General features: G+C 67.1%; 10 protein-coding genes. 2 read left to right on the top strand and 8 right to left on the bottom strand.

Annotated elements, in window-relative coordinates:
* Positions 1 to 22: 22 nt before the first annotated feature.
* Positions 23 to 1,531, top strand: coding sequence for an AMP-binding protein (locus FPJ27_RS19785; RefSeq protein WP_204425294.1), 1,509 nt, complete (start codon positions 23 to 25; stop codon positions 1,529 to 1,531).
* A gap of 109 nt (positions 1,532 to 1,640) precedes the next feature.
* Here the strand turns inward: FPJ27_RS19785 and FPJ27_RS19780 are convergent, their stop codons facing one another.
* The 4 genes from FPJ27_RS19780 to hemE all read right to left on the bottom strand — a co-directional run bounded on the left by FPJ27_RS19780 (position 1,641) and on the right by hemE (position 10,975).
* A complete protein-coding gene (locus FPJ27_RS19780; RefSeq protein ID WP_072442678.1) occupies positions 1,641 to 2,780 on the bottom strand; it encodes a branched-chain amino acid ABC transporter substrate-binding protein in 1,140 nt (379 codons plus the stop codon).
* Between the two features lie 83 nt (positions 2,781 to 2,863).
* Entirely contained in the window at positions 2,864 to 6,796 is a 3,933-nt protein-coding gene (gene putA / locus FPJ27_RS19775) for a trifunctional transcriptional regulator/proline dehydrogenase/L-glutamate gamma-semialdehyde dehydrogenase (RefSeq protein ID WP_204425292.1), read from the bottom strand.
* 374 nt (positions 6,797 to 7,170) lie between these two features.
* A complete protein-coding gene (locus FPJ27_RS19770) occupies positions 7,171 to 9,432 on the bottom strand; it encodes a primosomal protein N' (RefSeq protein WP_204425291.1) in 2,262 nt (753 codons plus the stop codon).
* Positions 9,433 to 9,880: 448 nt separating this feature from the next.
* Positions 9,881 to 10,975 carry a uroporphyrinogen decarboxylase gene (gene hemE, locus FPJ27_RS19765; protein WP_231944009.1) on the bottom strand — a complete coding sequence of 365 codons (1,095 nt, stop codon included), beginning with the start codon at positions 10,973 to 10,975 and terminating at the stop codon, positions 9,881 to 9,883.
* Positions 10,976 to 11,124: 149 nt separating this feature from the next.
* On the opposite strand from hemE, the gene FPJ27_RS19760 reads away from it, so the two are divergent.
* The gene (locus FPJ27_RS19760; protein WP_204425289.1) at positions 11,125 to 11,925 is read left to right on the top strand and encodes a transporter substrate-binding domain-containing protein; all 801 of its coding nucleotides are present in this window, start codon (positions 11,125 to 11,127) and stop codon (positions 11,923 to 11,925) included.
* Between the two features lie 728 nt (positions 11,926 to 12,653).
* On the opposite strand, the gene FPJ27_RS19755 is transcribed toward FPJ27_RS19760, so the two are convergent.
* The 4 genes from FPJ27_RS19755 to atpG all read right to left on the bottom strand — a co-directional run bounded on the left by FPJ27_RS19755 (position 12,654) and on the right by atpG (position 17,539).
* Positions 12,654 to 14,381, bottom strand: coding sequence for an AMP-binding protein (locus tag FPJ27_RS19755; protein WP_204425287.1), 1,728 nt, complete (start codon positions 14,379 to 14,381; stop codon positions 12,654 to 12,656).
* Between the two features lie 242 nt (positions 14,382 to 14,623).
* Positions 14,624 to 15,049, bottom strand: coding sequence for a F0F1 ATP synthase subunit epsilon (locus tag FPJ27_RS19750; protein WP_006477288.1), 426 nt, complete (start codon positions 15,047 to 15,049; stop codon positions 14,624 to 14,626).
* 154 nt (positions 15,050 to 15,203) lie between these two features.
* The gene (gene atpD / locus FPJ27_RS19745; protein ID WP_034183838.1) at positions 15,204 to 16,598 is read right to left on the bottom strand and encodes a F0F1 ATP synthase subunit beta; all 1,395 of its coding nucleotides are present in this window, start codon (positions 16,596 to 16,598) and stop codon (positions 15,204 to 15,206) included.
* Positions 16,599 to 16,663: 65 nt separating this feature from the next.
* A complete protein-coding gene (gene atpG, locus FPJ27_RS19740; RefSeq protein WP_034183837.1) occupies positions 16,664 to 17,539 on the bottom strand; it encodes a F0F1 ATP synthase subunit gamma in 876 nt (291 codons plus the stop codon).
* Positions 17,540 to 17,542: the final 3 nt, after the last annotated feature.

The following is a 17,542-nucleotide window of genomic DNA, read 5'->3' as shown; positions in this document are numbered from 1 at the left end:
GTTCGCCCCGCCCGGAGCCACGATGAACCTCGTCGCCGCCCTCGACCGCGCCGCCCGCGCGACGCCCGACAAGCCGTTCCTCGTCAGCGAATCCGCGACGATCACCTATGCCGCCGCGCGCGAGCGCTCGCACCGCGCAGCGGCCGTGCTGAGCGCGCTCGGCATCGCGGCCGGCGACCGCGTCGCCGCGATGTGCTTCAACACGCCGGCCTTCGTCGACCTGATGTTCGGCGCGTGGCGGCTCGGCGCGACGTTCGTGCCGGTCAACCACAAGCTGCAGGCGCCGGAAGTCGACTACGTGCTCGAACACAGCCGCAGCAAGGCGCTCCTGTTCGATGTGGCGCTCGCACCGGTGGTCGAACGCATCGTTCATCCGGCGCGGCAACTCGTGACCGAAGGCGAACTCGACGGCGTGCCGTGCTTCGACACGATGTGCGCGACGATGGACGGCCTCGCCGGCATCGAACCGGCCGACGGCGACATCGCGCAAATCCTCTATACGTCCGGCACGACCGGCCGCCCGAAAGGCTGCGTGCACAGCCACCGCACCGTGACGCTCGCCGCGATGTCGGCGGCGCTCGCGACCGGCATCGGCCGCAACGAACGCACGCTGATGGCGATGCCGATCTGGCATTCGTCGCCGCTCAACAACTGGTTCGGCGGCACGCTGGTCGCGGGCGGCACCGTCGTGCTGCTGCGCGAATACCATCCGCTGCGCTTCCTGCAGACCGTCGAGCGCGAGCGCGTGACGCTGTATTTCGGCGCGCCGGTGTCGTACACGCTGCCGCTCGACACGATCGACGGCTTCGCGGCGTTCGACCTGTCGAGCGTGCGCGCATGGTTGTACGGCGGCGGCCCGATCGGCGCCGCGCAGGCCGAACGGCTCGCACGCGCGTATCGCAGCGACGCGTTCTTCCACGTGTACGGGATGACCGAAACGGGGCCGGCCGGCACGACGCTGTATCCGGACGAGCAGATCGCGAAGGCCGGTTCGATCGGCCGCCACGGCGGCCCGGGCGTCGACCTGCGCGTCGTGCGGATGGACGGCATCGATGCGCAGCCGGGCGAGACCGGCGAGATCTGGCTGAAGGCCGACAGCATGATGCTCGGTTATCTCGACGACGCGGCCGCGACGCGCGCCGCGTTCGCACCGGGCGGCTGGTATCGCACCGGCGACGTCGCGCGAATCGATCAGGATGGCTACCTGTTCATCGTCGACCGGCTGAAGGACATGATCGTGACGGGCGGCGAAAACGTCTATTCGAAGGAAGTGGAAGACGTGCTCGGCGCGCATCCGGACATCGCCGAGGCGGCCGTCGTCGGCGTCCCGCATCCGGACTGGGGCGAGACGGTCGTCGCGCACGTCGTGATGCGCACGGGCGCGGCGCCCGACGCGGACGCGCTGCGCGCGTTCTGCGGCGAGCGGCTCGCCGCGTACAAGATCCCGCGCGAGTTCGCGTTCGCGCAGGCGCTGCCGCGCACGCCGACCGGCAAGCTGCAGAAATTCCTGCTGCGCGTGCGCAAGGAGTAGCGCCCGCTCACGCCCCATGAAAAAAGCCACCAGGCCCGACGGCCCGGTGGCTTTTTCGCATGATCGGACGGGCAGCGACGTGCGCCGCCGCCCGCGAGTCACAGACTGCTTACTTGCCGCCGATGCTCTTCAGCGGCTTCCACTCGCCCTTCTCGACCTTGTACATCGTGATGCCGCCGTTCTTCAGGTCGCCCTTCGCGTCATACGCGACGTGCGTCGACGTGACGCCCGCCATGTCGCTCTTCGCGAGCACCGGCAGGTACTTCGCCGGATCGGTCGAATCGGCCTTCTTCATCGCGTTGAGCATCGCCATCGCGCCGTCGTATGCATACGGCGAATAGGTCTGCACTTCTTCGCCGAAGCGCTTCTTGTACTTGTCGGCGTAGGCCTTGCCGCCGGGCATCTCTTCGAGCGGGAGGCCCGCCAGCGAAGCGATCGTGCCTTCCGACGCGTTGCCCGCGATCTTCAGGAACGTCGGCGTCTTCACCATTTCGCCGCTCATCAGCGGTGCCGTCATGCCGAGCGCCTTCATCTGCTTGACCATCGGCGCTGCCTGCGAATCCGCGCCGCCGTAGTAGACGAGGTCGGGCTTCGCCGCCTTCAGCTTGGTCAGGATCGCCTTGAAGTCGACCGCCTTGTCGTTCGTGAATTCACGGTCGACGATCGTCGCGCCGCCGGCCTTCGCGGCCTTCTCGAACTGGTCGGCGAGACCCTGGCCGTAGGCCGTGCGGTCGTCGACGATCGCGATCTTCTTCATGCCGAGATCCTTCGACGCGAACGTGCCGGCCACCGAGCCCTGCTGCGTGTCGGACGTCATCATGCGGAAGGTCGTCTTGTAGCCTTGCTGCGTGTATTCCGGTGCCGTCGCCATCGCGATTTCCGGAATGCCCGCGTTCGCGTAGATGCGCGAAGCCGGGATGGTCGTGCCCGAGTTGAAGTGGCCGAGCATGCCCTTGATGCCGTCGTCGACGAGCTTCTGCGCCACCGTCGTGCCCGTGCGCGGGTCGGCCTGGTCGTCCTGCGTGCTGAGCACGAACTTCACGGGCTTGCCGCCGATCTTCGGGTTCGTCGCGTTGAAGTCTTCCAGCGCGAGCACGATCCCGTTCTGCATATCCTTGCCGTAGTGCGCCTGCGCGCCCGTCATCGGCCCTGCGTAACCGATCTTCACGTCATCCGCATGGGCCGTCCCCGCCAGCGACATGACCGCGACGAACGTCGCGCCTGCCACCTTTTTCATCGTGTGTTGCATAGCATCTCCTTGGTACCAGGGTAAATGAAGCGGCTTCGGGATCGCCTTGCCGCTTCTTTGTTTGATCCGAACGGCAAGGATGATCAGCCGATCGTCATCAAATTCGCATTGCCGCCCGCCGCGGCCGTATTCACGCTGACCGAGCGCTCGGTCAGCAGCCGCTCCAGCGCGTAGTCTTCCGCGTCGCCGTTCTCGAACGCGCCCACCGACACGCCCTGCACCGACACGATCGGGCCCGGCCGCTGCGCGACGTCCTTCACGAGCGTCTGCAGTTCGTCGCTGTCGCCTTCGAACAGCACCGCGTCGAACGCCGCGTCGGCCTGCTTGCGCACGGCCGCGTGCGGCTTCAGCGACGCCGGCAGCGCGGCGACGAGCGCCTCGCCGGCCGCGCCGGCGAACAATGCGCGGTTGCCGGTCGCGAGCACCGCCGCGAACTGCGCGCGCGCGCCGCCCGGCGTTGCCGCGACACACAGCACCGTGCCGCGCGGGCCGAGTGTATACGTGTTTCGCTCGCCCGTCGGGCCGGTCAGCACCGCGGTCGCGCCGGCCGGCACCTGCGCGAGATAACCGTCGCAACGCGCGGCCAGCGCCGGTTCGCGCTGCTCGATCAGCCAGTCGCGCAGCGTGGTCAGCGCCGCCGCCGGGTTGCCGCGCGCGTCGCCTTCGACCGCGCCGTCCGCCACCAGCGTCTGCGCGAGCGAGCGCGGCAGGCCCGACGGACGCGTCGCGAGCAGGCGCTGCAGGTACAGCGCGCCGCCGGCCTTCGGGCCCGTGCCCGACAGCCCTTCGCCGCCGAACGGCTGCACGCCGACCACCGCGCCGATCACGTTGCGATTCACGTAGATGTTGCCGACGTGCGCGTTCGAGATCACGTGCGCGATCGTCTCGTCGATCCGCGTGTGGATGCCGAGCGTCAGGCCGTAACCCGTCGCGCGGATCTGCTCGAGCAGCTTGTCGAGCTGGTTGCGGCGGTAGCGCACGACGTGCAGCACGGGGCCGAACACTTCACGCTTGAGCTCGTCGATGCTGCCGATCTCGATCAGCGTCGGCGGCACGAACGTGCCGTGCGCGCACGCATCGGGCGCCGGCAGTTGCGTGACCGCGTGACCCTTGTCCTTCATCGCCGCGACGTGCGTGTCGATCGTCTGCTTCGCTTCGGCGTCGATCACCGGGCCGACGTCGGTCGACAGACGGTCCGGGTTGCCCAGCGCCAGCTCGTGCATCGCGCCCTTCAGCATCGTCAGCGTGCGGTCCGCGACATCGTCCTGCAGACACAGAACGCGCAGCGCCGAACACCGTTGGCCGGCCGAGTCGAACGACGACTGCATCACGTCCGCGACGACCTGCTCCGCGAGCGCCGACGAGTCGACGATCATCGCGTTCTGGCCGCCCGTTTCCGCGATCAGCGGAATCGGCTTGCCGTCCGGGTCGAGGCGCGCGGACAGCGTCTTGTTGATCAGGCGCGCGACTTCGGTCGAGCCGGTGAACATCACCGCGCGCGTGCGCGGATCGGCGACCAGCGCCGCGCCGACGGTCTCGCCGGTGCCCGGCAGCAACTGCACCGCGCCGGCCGGCACGCCGGCCTCGCGCAGCAGGCGCACGGCTTGGGCAGCGATCAGCGGCGTCTGTTCCGCCGGCTTCGCGAGCACCGTGTTGCCGGCTGCCAAGGCTGCCGCCACCTGGCCCATGAAGATCGCGAGCGGGAAGTTCCACGGGCTGATGCAGACCACGGGCCCGAGCGGACGGTGCGTGTCGTTCGAGAATTCGTCGCGGATCTGCGCGGCGTAGTAGCGCAGGAAGTCGACCGCTTCGCGGATCTCGGCGATCGCGTTCGGCAGCGACTTGCCGGCTTCGCGCACGATCAGGCCCATCAGCGTGTGCATCTGCGCTTCGAGCAGGTCGGCTGCACGCACCAGGCAATCGGCGCGCGCGTCGACCGGCGTCGCCTGCCAGATCGGCGCGGCGGCCACTGCGTGCGCGAGCGCCGCGCTCACGTGTTCGGACGTCGCTTCGCTGACCGTGCCGACCGTGTCGCGCTGGTCGGCCGGGTTGCGTACGTCGCGGGCCGGTGCGTCGGCGAGCGCGTCGTCGGCGAGCATCGGCGCCGCACGCCACGGGAAATGCGCGCTCGCGAGCAGCGCGGACGACAGCGACGCGAGACGGTGTTCGTTCGACAGGTCGAGGCCCATCGAGTTGGGACGCTCGTCGCCGTACAGGTTGCGCGGCAGCGGAATCTTCGCGTGCGGCGCGCCGAGCGGCACGACCTTCATCGCTTCGTCGACCGGATCGGCGACCAGCTCCTTCACCGACACGGTCTTGTCGGCGATGCGGTTCACGAACGACGTGTTCGCGCCGTTCTCGAGCAGGCGGCGCACCAGGTACGCGAGCAGCGTCTCGTGCGTGCCGACCGGTGCGTACACGCGGCACGGACGGTTCAGCTTGTCGCGGCCCGTGACTTCCTCGTACAGCGGCTCGCCCATCCCGTGCAGGCACTGGAATTCGTACTGGCCCGGGTAGTAGTTCTGGCCCGCGAGTTGGTAGATCGCGGCCAGCGTGTATGCGTTGTGCGTCGCGAACTGCGGGTAGACGGCGTCGGGCGCCGCGAGCAGCTTCTTCGCGCACGCGAGGTACGACACGTCGGTGTAGATCTTGCGCGTATAGACCGGATAGCCTTCGAGGCCGTCGACCTGCGCACGCTTGATCTCGCTATCCCAGTACGCGCCCTTCACGAGACGGATCATCAGGCGGTGACGGCTGCGGCGCGCGAGATCGATCAGGTAGTCGATCACGAACGGGCAGCGCTTCTGGTAACCCTGCACGACGAAGCCGATGCCGTTCCAGCCCGCAAGATCCGGATCGAAGCACAGCGCCTCGAGCAGGTCGAGCGACAGTTCGAGCCGGTCGGCTTCTTCCGCGTCGATGTTCAGGCCGATGTCGTAGCGGCGCGCGAGCAGCGCGAGCGCGCGCACGCGCGGCAGCAGCTCGCTCATCGTGCGGTCCTGCTGCGAGCGCGAATAGCGCGCGTGCAGCGCCGACAGCTTGATCGAGATGCCCGGGCCTTCGTAGATGCCGCGGCCGCCGGCCGCCTTGCCGATCGCGTGGATCGCCTGTTCGTACGACGCGTAGTAGCGCTGCGCGTCCTCTTCGGTCGTCGCCGCTTCGCCGAGCATGTCGTACGAGTAGCGGAAGCCGCGCGCTTCGTATTTGCGGCTGTTCGCCAGCGCTTCGGAGATCGTTTCGCCGGTGACGAACTGCTCGCCCATCAGGCGCATCGCCATGTCGACGCCCTTGCGGATCAGCGGCTCGCCGCCGCGGCCGATCAGGCGCGTGAGCGCCGACGACAGGCCCGCTTCGCTGTTGGTCGTCACGAGCTTGCCGGTGATCATCAGCCCCCAGGTCGCCGCGTTCACGAACAGCGACGGCGCGTGGCCGACGTGCGAGCGCCAGTCGCCCTTGCTGATCTTGTCGCGGATCAGCGCATCGCGCGTCGCGCGATCGGGAATGCGCAGCAGCGCTTCGGCGAGACACATCAGCGCGACGCCTTCCTGGCTCGACAGCGAGAACTCGTGGATCAGCCCTTCGACGCCGCCGCCCGAGCTCTTCTCGCGCAGCGCCTCGACGAGCTTCGTCGCGAGCGCCTGCGCGTCCGCCTGCAGGTTCGCGGGCAGGCGCGCCTGGCCGAGCAGGAACGGCACGCATTCCGGCTCGGGGCGGCGGTACGCGGCCGTGATCGCCGCGCGCAGCACCGATTGCGGCTGCACGTTCTGCGCGAACTCGAGGAACGGATGCGGCGAGTTGTCGTCGTCGCCGTCCGCAGCCTGACCGTCGGCGAGCTCCGTGACGCCGCTGTGGCCCGACAGCTCGGGCGGCAGCTGGCCGTGCTCGATCCGCTCGAGATACGCGAAGATCGCCTGCTTGATCAGCCAGTGGGGAGTGCGCTCTAGACGCGCGGCTGCGTCCTTGAGGCGCGAGCGGAGTAGGTCGTCGACCTTGACGCCGAGAGTCGTGCTTGCCATGGTGGGTTCGTGCGCCGGTGCGAGCCCGGCAATGTGGTGTGAGAGGATGCGCGAAATCCTACGGCACGCAATAAAAAGGTGCAACCAAATTGAGAGATGGGTTGCACCCTTTGGTTAGCCAATATAATCAGCCACTTAGAAGGTTGCAACCTAGGAGTTGCCCGCGGTCCGGGGATCGGTGTTTTCCCTGATCGAACCGATTCGACATGCGCGTGCAACCTCCGGCGCGCACGGCAGCGGACGAAAACGGGTTGCACTGGGTGTGGCGGCGAGTGAGTCGCCTGATATGAGTGCGCGACGAGAGGCGGTTCGGAAGGGCCCGGCAGCCCGGGCTTCAACGCGGTGCCCCGCGCGACGGCTGCGCGGGGCGCCGCTCAGATATCCAGCGGATCGACTTCGACGCTCCATCGCAGCACGCCCTTCAGTGCACGCAGCTCCGGCTGCCATGCGCGCAGCGCATGCTGCAGCGCCGCCCGCGATGCGCTTTCGAGCAGCAGCTGCGCACGGTGGACGTTCGCGACCTTGACGATCGTCATCGGCACCGCGTCGTACACGGTCACGCGATCGGCGCCCGGCAGCCCCGGCAACGCGGCCGCGGCCTGCAGCAGGAACGCGAGCGCCGCGTCGAGCGTGCGCCCTTCGGCGCGCAGCAGCGCCTGGTAGACGAACGGCGGCAGGTGCGCGTCGCGGCGCTCGCCGAGCGTTGAATTCGCGAAGCCGACGTAATCCTGCCGCCCGAGCGCGTGGTACAGCGCGTGACGCGGGTAGCGCGTCTGCACCATCACCTCGCCCGGCAGCCCGGCGCGGCCCGCGCGGCCGCTCACCTGCATCAGCTGCGCGAACAGCCGTTCGCTCGCGCGGAAGTCGTGCGAGAACAGCGCGGTGTCGGCATTGAGCACGCCGACCAGCGACACGCGCTGGAAGTCGTGCCCCTTCGCGATCATCTGCGTGCCGACGAGGATGTCGACCTCGCCCGCGTGCACGTCGGAAAAGAGCGCCTGCGCGCTGCCCTTGCGGCGCGTGCTGTCCGCGTCGATCCGCAGCACGCGCGCGCCCGGCACGGCCTCGGAGAGCGCCTCCTCGATCCGCTGCGTGCCGCGCCCGAGCGGCGCGATGTCGACGTTGCCGCACTCGGGGCACGAGCGCGGAATGCGCGCCTCCCAACCGCAGTGGTGGCAGCGCAGCGCATGCTCGGGCTTGTGCAGCACGACGTACGCGCTGCAGCGCGGGCAGCCCGCGACCCAGCCGCAGGCGTCGCACGCGAGTTGCGGCGCGTAGCCGCGCCGGTTCAGGAACACGAGGCTCTGTTCGCCGCGTTCGAGCCGCGCCTTCAGCGCCGCGACGAGCGGCCCCGACAGCCCGCCCATCGACGCGCGCCCGCGCCGCCGCTCCTCTTCGAGATCGATCAGCCGCACGGTCGGCAGCGTCGCGTCGGCCACCGCGCGGCGCGACAGCGTGAGCCGCGTGTAGCGGCCCTGCTCGGCCTGCCACCAGGTTTCGAGCGACGGCGTTGCCGAGCCCAGCACGACCGTGATGCCGAGCTGCTTCGCGCGCCACACGGCGAGATCGCGCGCCGAGTAGCGCAGCCCTTCCTGCTGCTTGTACGCGGGCTCGTGCTCCTCGTCGACGACGATCAGCGCGAGTGTCGGCATCGACGCGAGCACCGCGAGGCGCGTGCCGAGCACGATCCGCGCGCGGCCCGTGTGCGCGGCGAGCCAGTTGCGCGCGCGCTCGCCCTCGGCGAGCCCGCTGTGCAGCGTGACGATCGCGTCGTCTGCGAGCGCACCCGCGAAGCGCGCGCGAAACGCGGCCTCGAACTGCGGCGTCAGGTTGATTTCGGGGACGAGCACGAGCGCCTGCGCGTCCGGCCGCGCGTCGAGCAGCGATGCGAGCGCATGCAGATAGACCTCGGTCTTGCCGCTGCCTGTCACGCCGTGCAGCAGGAACGGCGCGAAACCCTGCGCCGCGCGGATCGCGTCGAGCGCCTCGGCCTGCTGGTCGGTAAGCGCCGGCGGCACAGCTCGTCCACCGGTTGTCGACAGGTTATCCACAGCTTTGGGCACAGGCGCGTCGTTCCAGCCGATCTCCTCGACGTCGACCCAACCGCGCGCCGCCCAGTCATCGAGCGTCGCGGCCGCCTTCGGATGCAGCGCGCGCGCGTCGGGCAGTCCCAGCGAGCCGGTGTCGACGAGCGCCTGCGCGAGCCGCCGCAGCGCGGCCCCGCGTGCGGGCAACGCATCGGGCAGTGCCGCACGACCGGCTTCCGTCGGCAGGTAGCGCACCTCGGGCGCCAGCAGCCGCCCCCAGCGTCCGGCGTCGCGCAGCGCCTGCGGCAGCGCCGGCAGCGCGACCTCGCCGCGCCCGCGCTGATAGTAGTCGGCGGCGAACGACACGAGCGCGAGCCAGTCCGCCGACAGCGGCGGCAAGTCGGTGCAGATCGCGTCGATCGCGCGCAGCCGGGACGGCGGCACGTCGGTGTGAGTCGTCACTTCGCAGACGAGCCCGACGGCCTGCCGCTTGCCGAACGGCACCTGCACGAGCGTGCCGGGCACGGGTGCCGGTTGCGCATCGCAGCGGTAGTCGAACAGGGTCGCGAGCGGATGGTCGAGCGCGACGCGCAGGTAGGTGCCGTTCATCACGGCGCCCCGGCGGCGGTACGTGCCGCATGGGCGGCTTGCACCCGCGCCCGCATCGCGGCAGCGAACTTAAAGTAAAACTTCAGATTCGGCGCTAAGTTTTGGATTCGCATTAGGAATCGCCGTATACCCTGCCCAGCCTGTGGATAACTTTGTTGAGAACTCGCCGCTCAATGGCCGCAACGCGCGCCGGGCCGTGTTTTCCACGGTTTTCCGCCGTTTGCGGCGGTGCCCCGCGGAGCCTTATTCCATAAGGCTGCTATTCAAATTACCAAACCATAGCGAGACAATTTGACCGACACGGGGCTCTACCGCGCTGCAACGTGGAAAATGTGCATAAGTCAAGTCTTGACAAGCAACGAATCGGCAACCGGTACGGGGTTGCGCCCTGTTTAGCGCCGGCAGCGAAACGCTGTCACCCCGCAGTGCAGCATGACAGCGCTTGCGTTCAGCCGGCGGCTCCGCTACGGATCGCGCGGCTGTGGTTATGTACCTCGTCGACGAGTTCGGCGACGTGATCGGGCGACGTGAATTGCGAGATGCCGTGCCCGAGGTTGAATACGTGGCCCGGATGGTTGCCGTAGCTGTCGAGCACGGCGCGCGCCTGTTCGCGCACCGCGGCCGGCGGCGCAAACAGGATCGTCGGGTCGAGGTTGCCCTGCAGCGCGACGCGCCCCGCGACGCGCTCGCGCGCGGCGCCGAGGTTGACCGTCCAGTCGAGCCCGACCGCGTCGACACCGGTCGCCGCGATCTCCTCGAGCCACAGCCCGCCGCCCTTCGTGAACGTGATCACCGGCACGCGCTCGCCGTCGTGCTCGCGCTTGAGCTGCGCGACCACGCGACGGATGTAGTCCAGCGAAAAGCGCTGGTACGCGCCGTCCGCCAGCGCGCCGCCCCACGTGTCGAAAATCATCACGGCCTGCGCGCCCGCTTCGATCTGCGCGTTCAGGTACGCGGCCACCGCCTGCGCGTTCACGTCGAGGATCCGGTGCATCAGGTCGGGGCGCGAATACGCCATCGATTTCACCGTGCGGAAATCGTCCGACCCGCCGCCTTCGACCATGTAGCACGCGAGCGTCCACGGGCTGCCCGAGAAGCCGATCAGCGGCACGCGCTGGCGGCCCTGGCCGTCGGTCAGCGCGCGGCGGATCTCGCGCACGGCGCCGGTCACGTAGCCGAGCGTGGCTTCGATGTCCGGCACCGCGAGCTTCGCGACGTCGGCCTCGGTACGCACCGGATGCGCGAACTTCGGCCCTTCGCCGACCTGGAAGTCGAGGCCGAGCCCCATCGCGTCCGGAATCGTCAGGATGTCCGAGAACAGGATCGCGGCGTCGAGCGGGAAACGCTCGAGCGGCTGCAGCGTCACCTCGGTCGCGTAGTCGGGATTCTTCGCGAGGCCGAGGAAGCTGCCGGCGCGCGCGCGCGTCGCGTTGTATTCGGGCAGGTAGCGGCCGGCCTGGCGCATCAGCCAGATCGGCGTGTAGTCGGTCGGCTCGCGCAGAAGCGCACGCAGGAAGGTGTCGTTGAGCAGGTTATGGGCCACGGTAGGAGCGACGATGCGAAGGCAAAGCGGCATTTTACCGGACAGCCGGCGTCAGGCTGCGCATGCCGATGCGATGGCGGCCATATGACGCGCGCGATGGCTCCGTTATGATCGGACGCTCATATCGAACCGAACGAAGGAGGAGACCGATGAAGACATTCGCCACGCTCGCCGCGGCCGCACTGCTCTGCTGCGCCGCCGCGCACGCGCAGACCGGCGCGGGCAGCGCCCCCGCCGCCCCGGGCGCCGGCTCGCGGCTCGACGACGTGCTCGCGCGCGGCACGCTGCGCGTCTGCACGACAGGCGACTACAAGCCGTATTCGTACTACCGCGCGGACGGCCGCTTCGAGGGCATCGATATCGACATGGCCGAATCGCTCGCGAAGTCGCTCGGCGTGAAGGCCGACTACGTGAAGACGAGCTGGTCGAACCTGACCGGCGATTTCGTCGCGAAATGCGACGTCGCGGTGGGCGGCGTATCGACAACGCTCGAGCGCCAGAAGCGCGTGTTCTTCACGCAGCCGTACGTCGTCGACGGCAAGACGCCGATCGTGCGCTGCGCGGACGCCGACAAATACCAGACCGTCGCGCAGATCGACCGGCCCGAAACACGCGTGATCGTGAACCCGGGCGGCACCAACGAACGTTTCGCGAAGCAGTACTTCACGCACGCGAACCTGACCGTCTATCCGGACAACGTGACGATCTTCAAGCAGATCCTCGCGGGCAAGGCGGACGTGATGGTGACGGATGCGTCCGAGACGCAGCTGCAGCAAAAACTGAATCCGGGGCTGTGCTCGGTCCATCCGGACAAACCGTTCCAGTTCGGCGAGAAGGCGTACATGGTGCCGCGCGGCGATGTCGCGTTCCAGCAGTACGTCGACCAGTGGCTGCATCTCGCTCTGTCGACCGGCGAATACCAGGCGATTTCGGACAAGTGGCTGAAGTAAGCGCGCATGTTTTGCGGCGGCCGATGACGGGCACCGACCCCGTGGCCGCTGCCCGCTGAAATCGCTGCGCGGCGGCGGCCGGCCTGCCGCAGTTACACATCGCCACCTTGCCCTGGCGAACCGCTGCCGCGCGAAATCACCCGAATCGGCCAAACGGCCGACTTCCACACATCCCGATCACGTTTCAAAATCTTTCTGACGAATGAATCGTCATCCGCGGTATCTGCCGCGCGGTGCGTTTTCTTACGTGTAAATCGGCAATTCATCGCGCCCGATACGCGTGAAAAACGCGCCGTATGCATATGATGAAAACGGTGCGGAAAATATGGGTAAAAATGACCTTTTTCAGGACCCCGAAAACAGCAAAAAATCCCGGAAAGCCTTATCTGGCGGGCGTTACAACCTGAAACACTTTGTTACCGCGATGGGTCGGTAATTCGCCCACAATGGCCTCAACGGTTTCAACACGGATGCGGTCTCGTGTGCCAAGTGTGAGCGGACGCGAAGCGCTGCGAGCCAGTCGGTCACGTACCGAAGCCCTTCCCAGGGGCATCCCTGTTGGAGTCGTTTCCGGCCCCCGCCGGACTCGGTTTCATCTTTGGTCTCCTCGCGCTAACCCCGTAGCGTGTGGTTTTTAGCGGGCTAATAAGCCCGCTTTTTTTCGTCCATCGAAAACGCAACGGCCCGCTGGCCGCCGCGTTTTCCCGCCGCCGGGCCGCCGGGCCAACTTACGCCGTCTTCTGCACGTCGAGCTTCAGTTCCTCGATCATCCGGTCGCGCATCACGAATTTCTGCACCTTGCCCGTCACCGTCATCGGCAGCTCGTCGACGAAGCGGATATAGCGCGGAATCTTGTAGTGCGCGATCTGCCCGTTGCAGAACGCGCGCACGTCGTCCTCGGTCATCTGCTCGTCCGCGCGCAGCACGATCCACGCGCACAGCTCCTCGCCGTATTTCGCATCGGGCACGCCGAACACCTGCGCGCTCTGGATCTTCGGATGCCGAAACAGGAATTCCTCGATCTCGCGCGGATAGACGTTCTCGCCGCCGCGAATCACCATGTCCTTCAGCCGGCCGACGATGTTGCAGTAGCCGTCCGCGTCGAGCGTCGCGAGGTCGCCCGTATGCATCCAGCCGTCGACCAGCACCTCGCGCGTCTTCGCGTCGTCGTCCCAGTAGCCGAGCATCACCGAATAGCCCTTCGTGCACAGCTCGCCCGTCACGCCGACCGGCACGATGTCGCCGTTCGGATCGACGATCTTCACTTCGAGATGCGGCTGGATGCGCCCGACCGTCGTCGTGCGCTTCTCGAGCGGATCGTCGGTCGAGCTCTGGAACGATACGGGGCTCGTCTCCGTCATCCCGTATGCGATCGTGATCTCCGCCAGGTGCATCTGCGACACGACGCGCTTCATCGTCTCGATCGGACACGGCGAGCCGGCCATGATCCCCGTGCGCAGCGTCGACAGGTCGAATGTCGGGAACTCGGGATGATCGAGCTCCGCGATGAACATCGTCGGCACGCCGTGGAGCGCGGTGCAGCGTTCGTCGGCCACGGCCGCGAGCGTCGCGACCGGGTCGAATGCCTCACCCGGGAACACCATCGCCGCGCCCTTCGATACGCACGCGAGTACCGCGAGCACCATCCCGAAGCAGTGGTACAGCGGCACCGGAATGCAAAGCGAATCCTGCTCGGTGAAGCGCATCGCCATCGCAATCGAGCGCGCGTTGTTGACGACGTTGCGATGCGTGAGCGTCGCGCCCTTCGGGCTGCCCGTCGTGCCGCTCGTGAACTGGATGTTGATCGCGTCGGTGGACTCGAGCGTCGCGCCGATCGCATCGAGCAGCGCGGGGTCGACGGCCTGGCGGCCGCGCGTCATCACGTCTGCGAAGCGGAACATGCCGGCCGGCGCGACGTCGCCCATCGACACGACCGTGCGCAGGCTCGGCACGCGCGCCGCCTGCAAGTTGCCCGGCGTCGCGGTCGCGAGCTCCGGCGCGATGGTCTGCAGCATCTCGACATACGCCGACGACTTGAAGCGCTCGGCCGCGATCACGGCCTTGCAGCCGACCTTGTTCAGCGCGTATTCGAGTTCCGACAGCCGGTAGGCCGGGTTGATGTTGACGAGCACCGCGCCGATACGCGCGGTCGCGAACTGCGTGAGCAGCCATTCGCTGCGGTTCGGCGACCAGATGCCGACGCGGTCGCCCTTCACGATCCCGAGCGTGGCGAGGCCGGCCGCGAGCACGTCGACCTCGTCTGCAAATTCGCGCCAGGTCCAGCGCACCTGCTGCTCGCGGAACACGACCGCCGGACGTTCGGGGAAGCGGCCGGCGGTATCGCACAGGAACCGGCCGATCGTCGCTTCGGATAGCGGCACGTCGGTCGCGCCGCGCACGTACGACAGTCCGTTTTCGGGCGCGATCAGCGCCCCCACGCCAAGGTCTGCTGCCATGAATGTCTCCGTCTTTTTTGTCCGATCGGCCCGCGTGCGCTTGCTGCGCCCGCCTCCGTCGCCACACTCGCGACGGGCGGCCTGACTGCGGATGATGACGCGCTCCGCTGACGACACTCTGACATCAATTCGCGGCGGACGGATGAAATAGCACGACCGGACGAAACACCGCGGCACGCAAAGGACAGGCGAAAAAAAAGCAGCCCGAAGGCTGCTTTCTTTCGCGGGATACGCGGCGCGGCTCAGTGCCGGCTGCGGATCTTCGCCAGACGCTGGATCGCCTCGAGCTGCGCCATCGCGGTCGCGAGCTCGGATTGCGCCTTCGCGAGGTCGAGGTCCGACTTCGCGTTCTGCAGCGTTTCCTCGGCACGCTTGCGCGCTTCCTCGGCTTTCGCCGCGTCGAGGTCCTTGCCGCGGATCGCGGTATCGGCGAGCACCGTCACGGCGCCCGGCTGCACTTCGAGAATGCCGCCCGCGACGAACACGAATTCGTCGTTGCCGCCCTCGACTTCGATGCGCACCGCACCCGGACGAATCCGCGTGATCAGCGGCGTGTGGCCCGGCAGAATACCCAGCTCACCCGTTTCGCCCGGCAGCGCGACGAATTTCGCCTCGCCCGAGAAGATCTGCTCTTCCGCGCTGACGACGTCTACTTTGATGGTTGCCATATCGACTCCTGTCGGCGGGAGTCGGCGCTTCTGCGCTGACTCCCGTCCCATGCACGGCTAGGGTTGAGCGTATTACGTGGGCGCCTGTCCGCGAAAAGCTGCCGGAACGGCAGTCGTCGCGAACGCTCGGCGCCCGCTGCGTTACACCCGACCCTTACTGGATCTTCTTGGCCTTTTCGAAGGCTTCGTCGATCGTGCCGACCATGTAGAACGCCTGTTCCGGCAGGTGGTCGCACTCGCCGTCGACGATCATCTTGAAGCCGCGGATCGTTTCCTTCAGCGGCACGTACTTGCCCGGCGAGCCCGTGAACACTTCAGCGACGTGGAACGGCTGCGACAGGAAACGCTGGATCTTACGTGCGCGCGCGACCGACAGCTTGTCTTCCGGCGACAGTTCGTCCATGCCCAGAATCGCGATGATGTCGCGCAGTTCCTTGTAGCGCTGCAGCGTCTGCTGAACGCGACGGGTGATCGAGTAGTGCTCTTCACCGATCACGTTCGGGTCGATCTGGCGCGACGTCGAGTCGAGCGGGTCGACCGCCGGGTAGATACCCAGCGAAGCGATGTCACGCGACAGAACGACGGTTGCGTCAAGGTGGCCGAAGGTCGTAGCCGGCGACGGGTCGGTCAAGTCGTCCGCAGGGACGTACACGGCCTGGACCGACGTAATCGAGCCCTTCTTGGTCGACGTGATGCGCTCTTGCAGCTTGCCCATTTCTTCAGCCAGCGTCGGCTGATAGCCCACTGCCGACGGCATACGGCCGAGCAGTGCCGACACTTCGGTACCGGCCAGCGTGAAACGGTAGATGTTGTCGACGAAGAACAGCACGTCGAGGCCTTCGTCACGGAAGTGCTCGGCCATCGTCAGGCCGGTCAGCGCGACGCGCAGACGGTTGCCCGGCGGCTCGTTCATCTGGCCGTACACCAGCGCGACCTTGTCGAGAACGTTCGAGTCCTTCATTTCGTGGTAGAAGTCGTTCCCTTCACGGGTACGCTCGCCCACGCCCGCGAACACGGAGTAACCGCCGTGTTCCTTCGCGATGTTGTTGATGAGCTCCATCATGTTGACGGTCTTGCCCACGCCGGCACCGCCGAACAGGCCAACCTTGCCGCCCTTTGCGAACGGGCAGATCAGGTCGATGACCTTGATACCCGTTTCGAGCAGTTCGGTCGACGGCGACAGTTCGTCGAACGCCGGGGCCTTCTGGTGGATCGAGCGCGTGTGTTCGCTCACGATCGGGCCGGCTTCGTCGATCGGACGGCCGAGCACGTCCATGATCCGGCCGAGGGTCGGCTTGCCGACCGGCACCGAGATCGGATTTGCCGTGTTCTTCACGGTCAGACCGCGGCGCAGGCCGTCGGATGCACCCAGACAAATGGTGCGGACCACGCCGTCGCCCAGCTGCTGCTGGACTTCGAGCGTCAGTTCCGAGCCATCGAGAATAAGCGCGTCGTAGATCTTCGGCATGCTGTCGCGCGGGAATTCCACGTCGATAACGGCGCCGATGCACTGTACGATCTTGCCTTCTACCAAAGCAGCAGTACTCATCGCTTTTCCTTTAAATACCTGATTCTTTACTCGCGCAAAGGCGCAGTTGTCGTCCGGGCGCGCGCTTAAACAGCGGCTGCGCCGCCGACGATCTCCGACAGTTCTTTCGTAATCGCGGCCTGACGGCTCTTGTTGTACACGAGCTGCAATTCGCTGATCACCGTCTTCGCGTTGTCGGACGCGGCCTTCATCGCGACCATCCGCGCCGATTGCTCGGACGCCATGTTCTCCGCGACGGCCTGGTACACCAGCGCCTCGACGTAACGCACGAGCAGTTCGTCAACGACTGCCTGCGCGTCCGGCTCGTAGATGTAGTCCCACGACGTGGCCGGCGTACCGTCATCGGCTTCGAAGTGTTCCGACGACAGCGGCAGCAGCTGCTCGATCACGGCTTCCTGCTTCATCGTGTTGACGAAGCGCGTGTAAGCGATATAAACCGCCGACAGCTTGCCTTCCGAGTACAGGTCGAGCTGCGTCTTCACCGCGCCGATCAGCTTGTCCAGATGCGGGGTGTCGCCGAGGTGCACGACCTGCGACATCACCTTCGCGCCGAAGCGGTTCAGGAAACCGAGGCCCTTGCTGCCGATCGCCGTGGCTTCGACCTTCTGGCCCTTCTCTTCCAGCTCCTTGAACTTCTGCACCGTCGCACGCAGCACGTTGGTGTTCAGCCCGCCGCACAGCCCCTTGTCCGTCGTGACGAGGATGATGCCGGCCGTGTTCGTGCCGTCGTTCGCCACCATGAACGGGTGGCGGTACTCCGGGTTCGCGCGGCTCATGTGCGCGGCGATGGCACGGACCTTGTCCGCATACGGACGAGCAGCGCGCATGCGTTCCTGCGCGCGGCGCATCTTCGATGCGGCCACCATCTCCATCGCCTTCGTGATCTTGCGCGTGTTCTGCACGCTCTTGATCTTGCCGCGAATTTCCTTCATTCCAGCCATAGC

The sequence above is a fragment of the Burkholderia sp. MS455 genome, assembly GCF_016899445.1.
Lineage (GTDB): Bacteria > Pseudomonadota > Gammaproteobacteria > Burkholderiales > Burkholderiaceae > Burkholderia > Burkholderia pyrrocinia_C.
The sequence above is the reverse complement of the archived record's forward strand: the minus strand, read 5'-3'. Positions and strand labels throughout refer to the sequence as shown.